13 protein-coding genes and 1 pseudogene are annotated in these 11,744 nt (G+C 28.9%); 5 read left to right on the top strand and 9 right to left on the bottom strand.

What is annotated here, in order from left to right; translation table 11 throughout:
• Positions 1-65 precede the first annotated feature (65 nt).
• The 5 genes from EL235_RS02055 to fldA all read left to right on the top strand — a co-directional run bounded on the left by EL235_RS02055 (position 66) and on the right by fldA (position 3,582).
• Positions 66-887 (top strand): thiamine-phosphate kinase, encoded by an 822-nt coding sequence (locus EL235_RS02055; protein WP_126340709.1) that lies wholly within the window; start codon positions 66-68, stop codon positions 885-887.
• A complete protein-coding gene (truD, locus tag EL235_RS02060) occupies positions 856-1,989 on the top strand; it encodes a tRNA pseudouridine(13) synthase TruD (protein WP_080750171.1) in 1,134 nt (377 codons plus the stop codon). Before EL235_RS02055 ends, truD begins: the two co-directional genes overlap by 32 nt.
• 87 nt (positions 1,990-2,076) lie before the next feature.
• Entirely contained in the window at positions 2,077-2,394 is a 318-nt protein-coding gene (locus EL235_RS02065) for a DUF2325 domain-containing protein (protein WP_039625466.1), read from the top strand.
• A 3-nt stretch (positions 2,395-2,397) separates the two neighbouring features.
• Positions 2,398-3,090 (top strand): hypothetical protein, encoded by a 693-nt coding sequence (locus EL235_RS02070; protein ID WP_126340710.1) that lies wholly within the window; start codon positions 2,398-2,400, stop codon positions 3,088-3,090.
• Positions 3,091-3,582, top strand: coding sequence for a flavodoxin FldA (gene fldA, locus EL235_RS02075; protein WP_039627370.1), 492 nt, complete (start codon positions 3,091-3,093; stop codon positions 3,580-3,582).
• A 32-nt stretch (positions 3,583-3,614) separates the two neighbouring features.
• On the opposite strand, the gene EL235_RS08050 is transcribed toward fldA, so the two are convergent.
• The 9 genes and pseudogenes from EL235_RS08050 to EL235_RS02115 form a co-directional block, all read right to left on the bottom strand.
• The gene (locus EL235_RS08050; RefSeq protein ID WP_373274432.1) at positions 3,615-4,730 is read right to left on the bottom strand and encodes a methyl-accepting chemotaxis protein; all 1,116 of its coding nucleotides are present in this window, start codon (positions 4,728-4,730) and stop codon (positions 3,615-3,617) included.
• Positions 4,731-4,772: 42 nt separating this feature from the next.
• Positions 4,773-5,612: pseudogene (locus EL235_RS08055) on the bottom strand (cache domain-containing protein); the annotation flags it as partial.
• 130 nt (positions 5,613-5,742) lie between these two features.
• Positions 5,743-6,150 (bottom strand): pyridoxine 5'-phosphate oxidase family protein, encoded by a 408-nt coding sequence (locus EL235_RS02085; protein WP_039625468.1) that lies wholly within the window; start codon positions 6,148-6,150, stop codon positions 5,743-5,745.
• On the bottom strand, positions 6,143-6,853 hold the full coding sequence (locus EL235_RS02090; RefSeq protein WP_126340712.1) for an EI24 domain-containing protein: 711 nt from the start codon (positions 6,851-6,853) through the stop codon (positions 6,143-6,145). The genes EL235_RS02085 and EL235_RS02090 overlap by 8 nt, the downstream gene beginning before the upstream one ends.
• Complete coding sequence (dut, locus tag EL235_RS02095) at positions 6,850-7,542, bottom strand: dUTPase (RefSeq protein ID WP_039625471.1); 693 nt, start codon at positions 7,540-7,542, stop codon at positions 6,850-6,852. The genes EL235_RS02090 and dut overlap by 4 nt, the downstream gene beginning before the upstream one ends.
• Before the next feature lie 13 nt (positions 7,543-7,555).
• Complete coding sequence (locus EL235_RS02100) at positions 7,556-8,101, bottom strand: ATP-binding protein (RefSeq protein WP_126340713.1); 546 nt, start codon at positions 8,099-8,101, stop codon at positions 7,556-7,558.
• A gap of 125 nt (positions 8,102-8,226) precedes the next feature.
• Positions 8,227-9,861, bottom strand: coding sequence for a hydrogenase small subunit (locus tag EL235_RS02105; protein ID WP_126340714.1), 1,635 nt, complete (start codon positions 9,859-9,861; stop codon positions 8,227-8,229).
• Positions 9,862-9,864: 3 nt separating this feature from the next.
• On the bottom strand, positions 9,865-10,545 hold the full coding sequence (locus tag EL235_RS02110) for a triose-phosphate isomerase (protein ID WP_039625475.1): 681 nt from the start codon (positions 10,543-10,545) through the stop codon (positions 9,865-9,867).
• A complete protein-coding gene (locus EL235_RS02115) occupies positions 10,542-11,744 on the bottom strand; it encodes a phosphoglycerate kinase (protein WP_039625476.1) in 1,203 nt (400 codons plus the stop codon). Before EL235_RS02115 ends, EL235_RS02110 begins: the two co-directional genes overlap by 4 nt.

Here is an 11,744-nt window from a genome sequence, read left to right on the forward strand (position 1 = left end):
CATTTTAAACTTATAAAAATTTAATTATTATATAAAATTAAAAGCTTTTTGTATAAAATATTCACATGGATAAAGAAAAATTTATTATCAATGCTTTTGCCAATCCTGTCAATGGAGATGATGGGGCAATCATCGATGGATATTGTTATTCTAAAGATTTATTTTGTGAAGATGTGCATTTTAAGCGATCTTGGATGAGCTTAGAGCAAGTTGGAGCAAAGGCTATGCTTGTTAATATTTCTGATGCAATTGCTATGAATGCTACGCCAATATATGCTCTTTTAGGGCTTTCTTTACCAAAATGTTTAGAAATGAAACAAGTTAAAGCTTTGCAAAAAGGCTTGCTAGATAGCGCAAAAGAATTTGGAGTGCAAATTATAGGCGGAGATACTATAGCGGATAATAAAATCAATATTAGTATAACTATTATTTCTAAAGTAAATAAAAGAGCCGTTTTTAGAAAAGGTTTGAAAAAAGGAGATTTATTTGCTTTTAGTGGGAAATTAGGTGAGAGTTTAAAGGGTTTAAATATTTTATTTCGCGGTGGAAAATTACATTCTAAACATCGTTTTATAAAACCTAGTTTAAGACAAAATTTTTTTTACGATATAGCAAAAAAAGTTAGAGTAAGTATGGATATTTCAGATGGTTTAAATAAAGACTTATCAAGAGTGTTGTTTCAAAACCAACTTAGTATAAAATTCCTTAAAAAATTAGATAAATTTAGCTTAAATAGTGCAGAAGAATATGAAATTTTATTTGCTTTTGATAAAAAACATAAAGCATTTATACAAAATATGGCAAAAAAACATAGAATTAAACTAAATATTTTTGCAAAAACAACAACGGGAAGGTATAAATTTTATGGAAGAGAACATCATTTTTAAACCCTTATACACTTTAAAGCACAGCCCAATAAATGTGTATTTTTCAAAAAATAGTAATGATTTTGTAGTAAGGGAAAAGCCTTTGTATGAATTTAGTGGCAAAGGTGAACATTTAATTTTACATATACAAAAAAAAGATCTTAGTACAAGTGAAGCTTTGAAAATTTTAAGTGAGCAAAGTGGTGTTAAAATGAAAGATTTTGGCTATAGTGGTTTAAAAGATAAACAAGGTTTAACTTTTCAATATATTTCTATGCCTAAAAAATTTGAAGAGAGCTTAAGAAATTTTAAACATGATAAGATGAAAATTTTAGATAGCTTTTATCATGATAATAAACTTAGAATAGGACATTTAAAAGGAAATTCATTTTTTATAAGATTAAAAAAAGTTTCAAAAGTAGATGCTTTAAAAATAGAACAAGCTTTTAAAAATATCCAAGAACAAGGTTTTGCTAATTATTTTGGATATCAGCGTTTTGGCAAATTTCAAGATAATTTTTCACAAGGACTAGAAATTTTAAAAGGCAAAAAAATCAAAAATAAAAAAATGCAAGAATTTTTAATTTCTGCTTTTCAAAGCGAGCTTTTTAATAGATATTTGAGCAAAAGGGTAGAATTATCACATTTTATTAATGATTTTAGTGAAAAAGAAATAAAGCAAATTTATGGTTTAGAAAAAGAAGAAATCAAAAGTTTAAAAAACCAAAACCAATTTTTTAAAATTTTAATGGGCGAGGTTTTAGGACATTATCCTTTTGGAAAATGCTTTATATGCGAAGATTTATCAAGTGAAGTAGAAAGATTTAATCAAAAAGATATTAGCGCAATGGGTCTTTTAATAGGCTCTAAAGCTTATGAAGCAAATGAAGGTCTAGCTAAAAAATTAGAAGATGAAGTTTTTTCTTTTGCATATGAGTTTAAAGATAAGATGCAAGGTTCAAGACGCTTTATGTGGTCTTATTTGCAAGATTGTAAATGTCATTATGATGAAGAAAAAGCTCATTTTACTTTGGAGTTTTTCTTGCAAAAAGGCTCGTATGCCACGGTGGTTTTAGAAGAAATTTTACATACAGATATCTTTGAGCAAACCCATAATATATAATTTAAAAAATTGATATTGAGTATCAGTAAAAATTTATCTTTTATAAATTATAATAACAATTATCATTTTTATAAAAAGGAAAGCTCAATGTCAGTTTTGGTTATCGGAGCAGATGAAATAACTCCAATAAAAGCAGTTTTAACAAACCTAGGTGCGAAAAACATAGAGCATTGGGATGCTAGAAATGAAAATAGGGTAAATAGAAAACCCATTCCACAAAATACTGAATGCATAGTTATGCTGACTAGTTTTTTAAATCATAATACTATGAAAAAAATTAAAACAGAGGCAAAAAAACGCAATATACCTTTGGTTTGTGCTAAACGCAGTGTAAGTTGTGTTTATTGTGAGTACTGTAAAGTTTTTGGACTTGATCAAGCTTATGAGTGTGCAAAGAAGGCTTAGTGCATGTTTGGGTTTAATGAAAAAGAGGATTTTATACCTAAAGTATTTAGAGATTTAGAGCAAAAAAGTATTAATTATATTTTTTTAAATTTATATAATTCCTTGGTTGAAGATGATCTAAAAATACCTTATGTCTATGCAAAACAAGCTGGCTGTTTAAGAAATATTTTTGAGTTAAAAATTCAAAATATGAGTGCAGAAAGAACTTTGAGATTTAGTAAAATAAAGCAATTTTGTCCATATTCTCATAAAATTATCAAAGCATACAAAGAAGGAAATTTAAATAAATTAGAGCTTGAAGCGAAGAAACCAAAATATGCTTTAGCTAAATTAATACAAAATGTGTTTTTATCATCTATTTTTACTTTACCTTTGCAAGTTGCTTTTGAGGCTTTTGTGTATGATAAAATTTGCAAAAGCAATACAAAATCTAAGATAGAGCTTGATAAAAACATTATTATCATCAATGAAAAAATGGCGGTTATGCCTTTATTTTATAAAGATAGTGATAAAGATGTAGAGCTTGCTTTGCAATTTATAAAAGATAATTCTTTTGAAAGATTTTATATTGTGTATCCAAGAAATAAAAATTTCACTCAACATAAAGAAATAAGACATAATTTATGTGAAAATAACAAAACTTTGCTAAAATTAGTTCCCTATACTATTAATAATCAAATTTTAAGGAGATGTTAAATGTCAATAGCAGTAATTTATGGTAGCTCTATGGGTAATACTGAAAGTGCAGCAAATATGATCGCTCAAAAATTAGGAATTTCTGATGTGTTAAATATTGCAGATATTAATGCAGAAAAAATTAATTCTTATGATAAATTAATTTGTGGTACTTCTACTTGGGGAAGTGGAGATTTTCAAGATGATTGGGATGGTTTTGATTTTTCTGCTTTAAATCTTAGTGGTAAAACTGTTGCTGTTTTTGGTATGGGAGATAGTGAAAGCTATTCAGATACTTATTGTAGTGCTATGGGTAAACTTGCTCAAGCTTTAAAAACAGCAGGTGCAAATTTGGTAGGTGCTGTTTCTACAGGTGGTTATACTTTTGAATCAAGTGAAGCCGTAGAAGGCGATAAGTTTGTAGGACTTGCATTAGATAATGACAATCATGAGGATTTAACTGAAAGTAGAATTGATGCTTGGTTAGAGCAAATCAAACCTTCTTTTTCTTAAATATTAGATGCCTAAAAGGCATCTAATATAACTTAGAATTTTCTTTTTTTAGTTTCACTTAATATATCTTGTGCTAAAGAATCTACTTCATTGGCAATAGCATTAGTTCTTATAGCTGTTTGGGAGTTTTGTTGTGTGAGTTTTTCTATAGTAGCAACTGACTCATTGATTTGACTAATGTCATTTGCTTCTTCTTTGATAGAATCTCCCATATCACTTATAGATTGAGCTAAGATATTGGTATTGGCTTCTATTTCACCTAAAGACTTTTGAGTTCTTTCTGCTAGATTTCTAACTTCTTCGGCAACAACAGCAAAGCCACGTCCATGTTCACCCGCACGGGCAGCCTCAATAGCAGCATTTAATGCAAGAAGATTAATTTGTTCGGCTATATCTGAAATTACTGTAGTAACGCTTTTGATATCATTACTTTGTTTTACTACATCTTGTGCTTTAATAGAAATTTCACTCATAGCTGAGTTCATTTGTTCTAAAGCTCTTGCGCTTTCTTGTAGTGATGAGGTTTGATGTGTGGCATCATTGGTAAGTTCTTGCATGCTTTGCTTGAGTGCTTCAGCTTTTTGGTTTAACAATTCACCTTGATTAAGTGATTGGGAGAGCATATTTTTAATTTCATTTCCTAGCGCATTGATTGCTTTTTCTACATCGCCTTTTGGTGTGTTGATAGCTGCTGTAAAATCTAAATGTTTGTAGCTATTAAATACAGCTTGAATTTCATTTAAATCACGACCTATTTTTGCTTGTAAGGTAGTAAGCATTTTGTTTAAAACTTCTATGAGTTCTTGAATTTGTGGATTATTAGCATGAGAGCTAATGTGTAAATCAAGCTCACCTGTTTCTATTTTTCTAGCAACATTTACAGATTCTTCAATAGCTTTTGCATCTTTACTTAGAGCTTCTTTGATAATATTGATATTTTCATTGATTTCATCAGCCATTTTTCCAAATTCATCCTGAGTTTTAAGTTTAATAGGATGAGAGTGTGCGTCTTTATGATTTAGATAGTTAAAGAAATTATGTAATCCCGAAGAAATAATTGCAATAGGTTTAAGATTATATGAAATAATCATTCTAATAAATATCAAGGTTATAAAAATAGCAATTAGTGAGATAATAATTTGCTCCATTAATGTTTGTTTGGCTGCATCGCTATAAAAATCATAATCAGCTATAGAACAAATAGTGTATTTTGGATTAATACTGCCATTACAAATTAAAGCCTTGGTTCCTTCTTCCTTGGTTTGAACTTTAAAAATATCTTTAGAAAGAGTCTTGTTTGCACCTTCAGGTGTTTTAAAGTAGCTTGAGATAATATCTTTACTAACCTCTGTTGAAGTTAAAATTCTAGATGAATCAGTGTGAAAAAGATAAGTTCCATCATGAGCTAAAACTGCCGCATGTGAATAAGGTGTTTTACCTATAGCTAAAACTTCCTCTGAGAATTTTTTTAAATCATAATCAGCTGCAACTACACCTATAACTTTGTCATTTTCCATAATAGGGCTAGCATAAGAAATAGTAGGTTTTTTCATGCTAGATGATATGTAAGGTTCTGTAACAACTAGCTCTTTTTTTTCTTTGGCTTCTTTGTACCACCCTCTAGTCCTAGGATCATATCCACTTTCTGGAGTTTGATTGTTACCATTGGATCTAAATATTTTACCATCTTCAAAACCTACATAGGTTAAATCAAAACCCAAAGAATCTCCTATGGATTTTAGTAAACTAGTGTATTGTTCTGGAGTTAGATTATTTTTGTTTTCTTTAATGTATTTTGTTAAAGAATTGATTACATTACGTCTATCACTCGCATATAAATCAAATCTTTTACTAACATCAAAAGCAACTTTTTGTTGAAACTGAACTAGTAAGGTATGGCTGTTGGATTTAGATTTAACATAGTTAAAAAAACCTAAAACACACAGCAATACCACCACAAAAATACAGACCAAAAAGGCTATCTTATTGGAAAAATTTCCCAATAGGTACTTCTTTAGCGATGAGAGCATTTTTTCTCCTTAAAAAAGTCAATATTTGACCCTATGATTATAATAGTTTATAAGATTTTATTGAAAAAATATTTAAAATTCTATAAAAAATATTTATTTTTATTTAAAAATATTATCTTGTGAAATATTTTTAAATAAAAAATTCTAATTTTTTGGAGAGTAAAATTTTATTGTCAGTGTATTTTGCCCATTGTATATTTAAAGCAAAAATATAAGCATTAGCAAATTTTGCAAAAGGAAATCTCTCATAATATATTTTTTCTTGTTCTATGGTAGCTTTTTGAAAAAGAGCTTTGATTTGCACTCCTTTAATGAGATTAACAATGTCTGTATCTAATGCTATACTAACTGCCACTTTAGAGGCTTTATAAGCAAGTTGAATATGTTTGGTGTGCTCTTCACTGGCAAAAATTAAAGCTAAATTTTTATCATCAAAAGCATAATAACAGCTTGCGCAATATACTCCACCATCCTCATCAAGCATACTTAAATTTAAAAGCTTTTGTGAATGGATGAAATTTTTAATTCTTTCATCCATTGTTACTAGCTTTAAGTTTTAAAATTTTTTGATAACTTAAGTGAGTTAAAAAAATTACATAAAATACTTGTAAAAATAAACCAAGTAAAGGTATGCTTGATAAAGCAAAAAAGATCAAAGTGATAATTTTGAAATACAAAGGTGATGAATTTTTATAAAAATCATCAAAATTGCTTTTATCTAAGATGTTACTTAACACATCTAGCAATAAAAGTTTGTGAAATAAATAATAAAATACTCCATAATAAATCACAATGCTAACAAAAGGTATAACCAATAAGAAAGTAGCCACTATAAATAATACACACGAAATGAGTATAAATTTGAATGTTTTTAGTAAAACTTCTAAAGAATTTACTTCTTTTTGCATAGAATGGTTGTAATATTTTTGATTGATTTTTTTGACTATATAAGGAGTTAAAAAAGAAATTATTAACATAGTAAAAAATACTGAGGCAAATACTACTATGAAAAATCCACCTATGGCACTTAAAAATGCAAGTGAAAATTGCACTATGGAAAAGCTAAAAAACCAAGCCATAAAAGAACCGCTAACTACATCTTCTATGTAAGAAAAGAATACATCATAGCTGTAATATACAAGTAGGGTAAAAAGAAATAAACTAATTAAAAATGGCAAGAGAGAAAATTTTAAAAAAGGCTTGCTAAGAAAATCTTGCAAGCTTAGATATAATATATTCATTTAATTTGATTGTAATTTTCTTGAAGTTTTTGATAAATTTCTTTATAATCTAGCGTTTCTTTTAAAATTTGATTTAAAACTTCATTATCTTCTATGCCATTCCATGTTTTTTTATAGCTGCCTTCTTTGTAGCCGTTTTCTTGCCTGAATTGATTTAATATATTTTTTCCAATATAAGTTTTATAAAGCTCAAAGAAATTTAAACCACATTTTCTAGCTAAAACAAAATACACGCTTAAAAGTTCACCTAAATCATAATCAAAACCACTGCATTTATGAATAATAAGTTCAATATCATTTAAAATTCCATAAATATCTGCTTCACTTGGATTAGAAGTTTCTTTGCAAAAATCATCAAAAAAAGTTACAGAAGAAACTTCTTCTGCTATGAAGTTTTTATCATCGATTTGTTTTTCTTTATATTCTTCTAAAATCAAACTTAAAATAAAATGCCATATATCCACTATTTCAATGCGTACATTATCCCAGTTTGCAGGAGTGTGTATACTTTTCCAATGTTTCCAAGCAAAAGAATCAATAAGCTCAGCACACTCCATATAAATACATCTTCTAAAACTAATTAATTTACCTTCTTTAGTATAGCCGTTTTCCCAACCTATACCATTGGTCTCATCATTTAATTTTTGCTGGAGTTCTAGCATGCTTTTTAAAATATCTTTTACTTCCATGTTATTTCCTTTTTTAAGCATAAAATCCAAATTCTTTATTATTCTCTTCTTTTTGCTCTTTTTGTTTGTTATATTGTTCCCAAATTTCTTCTAATAATTTAGCACTATCTTGGAAAATTTGCTTTTTAATATCTTCAAGATCAGTTTTATTTATTTCTTTGTTTAAGCTCTTATCCATAGTATTTAATAATTCATGCAAAGTAGCTTTTTCATGTTCTTCATTTTTTGGTTCAGGTAAGGCATTACCGATTTTCATTGCAGTAGTGATAAGCTCTTTTGGTTTTAAAGTTCTTACTCTTGAGTTTTTCATAAATTCATCTATTTGGGGTTGTACTTTAGCTACTGCTTGTTTTATTTCTTCTATTTCTTCTTGTGAAAGTTTGGTTCCATTATATGAGAATGAAAAACCAAATTGATTTCTAAGGCTTAAAGAAGCTGAGCTGCCATCTTTGTCTAATTTAGCCTCTTTTTTATCATACATAGAAAAAGAAAGATGGTTACCATTTTTTGTTTTAATATCCATAGAAAAATTTTGAGAATTATAACTAGAAATTTGCATAACATTCCTTTCAAGTCAAGATAAAGCTATATCGTCAAAATAACTCAATCTTAAACAAATTTGCAAAGTTTTTATACTTTGCAAATTTCAAATATTAGGGAGATAAATATTTTAACATTAAGTCTTTAAATGCTCGTTAAATCCCAAAATAAATTTAGCAATTTTTCATTTTTTGTACATATTAAAATTTGCTTTTTGTTATGTGTTTTTTTACATGTTTTTAAAGCCTGTTTTAAATTTTCTTTTAAAGAAAAAATCAATCCAAAAGCAATAGCTTCTTTATCTAAACCACCTAAAATATAAATTAAAGGCATACGCATAGATTTAGAAATATCAAGTTTTGCTTGTCCATTAATTGTGATTTTAAAATCAAATTTGCTAGGATGTTTAAACTTATAAGCTAAAGCAAGATCTAAAAACTCATCTAAATGACTTAATTTTTTTCCATTAATAAAAGGATATATAAAATAAAATAAATCTAAGATATTATTGCTAATTTTGCTTTCATTATCATAATTTTCTTGTATGAAATCATAATATGTTTTAAATTGCTCTTGATAGTTTTGTACTAAAGTCATAGCCATTTTAGTTTTTGCAAAATTATTTAAAAAAACTTTAGGATTAGCTTCAAAACTAAAATCTAAAAAATTAATCTTTGTGTCATTTTGATAAAAAATCCCACTAGTATCGCTTTTTAAATCTAGTAAAATATTATCTGAATTAAGCTCATTGATAGAACTGTTATGAATTATTTTATCATCTAATATAATAGAAAAATCATTATAAGCAAATTCATTACTCATGGGTTTTTCATAAAAACCAAAATCATCCCAAAAATTTTCTTCACTACAAGCAATGCATCCATGTCCTGCAGCTACTGGCCAAGAGGTTTTGGAGTTAAATTTAACCTTAGGGCAATTATTGTAAGCATAAGGTCCTTTACAACCTACTTTAAAAAGACAATAGCCTTGTTTTATATTCTCATCATCAAAACTTTGAGCAAAATTTCCTGCTTCAAATTTAGCCTTTCTTTCACATAAATCATGCAAGCATTTTCCATAAAGAGCTAAAGGTCTATTTTGTTCATCTAAAGCCATATCCTGCTCAAATAATATATAAAAACAAAGTGCTGCGATGATATTTACATCGCTTGGAGGACAACCTGGTATATTAATTACTTTTTCTTCTAAGACTTTAGAAATTCCTATACTTTTGGTGGGGTTTGGATGTGCAGCTTGAATTCCTCCATAGCTTGAGCAAGTCCCCATAGCAAAGATTGTTTTAGCATTTTTAGCACATTTTTGTAAAATTTCATATCCATTTTCACCATGCGCTCCTATGGTTAAATAAAAAGGATCTATAGCACAAACTCCACCTTCAACAGCTAAAAGAAAATCTTTTTTTTCTAAAACTTCCTCTAAATGCGATTCTGCTTGGTGTCCGCTTGCACTCATGAAGGTTTCATGGTATTCTAAAGAAATAAAATCAAAAATTAAATCCAAAAAATCAGGCAATGAAGTTCTAAGCAAACTTTCACTACACCCTGTACATTCGCTTAAATGAAGCCATATAAGGCTAGGTGGGGTGTGAAGTTGAAAATATCTATGCGCTAAAGGGCTAAAATCATTTGGTAAACCTAAAATTTTAATAATAGAATTTACAGCCTCTAATGAGATATTTTTTTCTTCTTTGTGTGAGTTTTCCAATAGAGCGATTTTGCGCTCTAATATGCCTTTTAATTCTTCATTGCTTAAAGACATTTTTTAACCTTTAGCTATTTGTATCATATTTAAAAAATCATTTGCATTTAATGCAGCCGAACCTATTAATACTCCATCACAATTTTTTAAAGTACAAATTTCTTTAATATTGTTTTGATTAACACTTCCACCATATAAAAGCTTAGCGTTAGTAAATTCTCTTAAAAAATTAAGTATAGTGTTAATATCATCAAGATTAGCACTTACTCCAGTGCCTATAGAATAAATAGGTTCATAAGCTATGATAAGTTTTTTATAAGATAAGTCAATATTTTCAATTTGTTTTTTTAAAAAGTCTAAGCTTTTGTTAGCATTTTTAGTTTCTAAACTTTCGCCTATACAATAAATGATATTAAAATCAAGATTTTTTGCAAAGTCAAATTTGGTCTTTAAAAAACTTTCATCTTCACTTAAAGCTCTTCTTTCAGAATGGCCTATTAAAACGCTTTTGATATTAAATTCTTCTAAGTGAATTTTACCTATTTCTCCAGTATACGCTCCATTTTCACAAGGGTAGAAATTCTGCGCGCCTTGTTGAAAGGAAAAATTGTCTTTTAAAAAAGCTATACTAGGAGGGAAGATGAAAACTTCATCTTCTTTGTTTAAGTTTTGGTTTAATTTTTGAGCGTAAAGTTCAAAGCTTGATCTTGTATGATTACACTTTAAATTTGCTGCAAAAATCATTCATTATCCTTTATCGTTAAAGGTTTTACACCAGGAAGTTCTTTTCCTTCTATAAGCTCTAATGATGCTCCACCACCGGTTGAAATGAAAGTCATCTCATCAGCATCACCTGCTCTTGCTACAACATCAGCAGTATCACCACCACCTATTACAGTTGTCGCATGAGATTCGCTAATATAATGGCTCATTTTAATGCTGCCTTTTGAGAATTTATCGATTTCAAAAACCCCCATAGGTCCATTCCACCATATAGTTTGAGCATCAGAAAGTGCTTCTTTAAACAACCTTACACTAGCAGGACCTATATCAAGTCCCATCCAACCTGCAGGAATTTCTTGTACAGGGGTATATTTCATTACTGCTTCTTGAGAGCAAGTTTGTGCTGCTGTAACATCCACAGGAAGATAAATTTTTACACCTAGATTTTTACCTTTGAGTAAGATTTTATTTGCTTCTTCAATTAAATCTTCTTCTAAGAGAGAATTTCCTATATCATAACCTTGAGCTTTTAAGAAAGTAAAGGCCATACCTCCACCTATGATGAGCTTATCTACTTTTGGAAGTAAGTTGGTCAAAGCTTGTAGTTTTCCGCTTACTTTAGAACCACCTACTACCGCCACAAAAGGTCGTGCAGGGTGTTTGATGAGATTACTTGCAAATTCTATTTCTTTTTGGAGTAAAAATCCCGCACCTTTGTTTGTATTGTCAAAGTATTTAGTGATAGCTTCAACACTAGCATGGGCTCTATGACAAACCCCAAAGGCATCATTAATATAAACATCAGCCATAGAAGCAAGTTCTTTAGCTAAGTTTTCATCATTTTTAGTTTCACCCTTTTCAAAGCGTAAATTTTCTAAAAGTAAGATTTCACTCGGCTTTAATTCATTAGCTTTTTTCTTTGCATCTTCACCTATAACATCTTTAGCCATAATGACTTCTTTAGCCATTAAACGTGCAAGCCTTTTTGCAACCGGTTCTAAAGAGTATTTTGAGGCTATTTCTTTTGGACGTCCTAAATGTGAAGCCAAAATAACCGCACAACCATTGTCTAAACAATATCTTATAGTAGGGATAGCCGAGCGAATACGACGATCATCAGTAATATTTAAAAACTCATCTTGAGGAACATTAAAATCACACCTAATAAATACTTTTTTCTTTGCAAGATCGATATCTTTAATAGATAAAATACTACTCAT

This window comes from Campylobacter lari (genome assembly GCF_900638335.1).
GTDB classification, from domain to species: domain Bacteria; phylum Campylobacterota; class Campylobacteria; order Campylobacterales; family Campylobacteraceae; genus Campylobacter_D; species Campylobacter_D lari_E.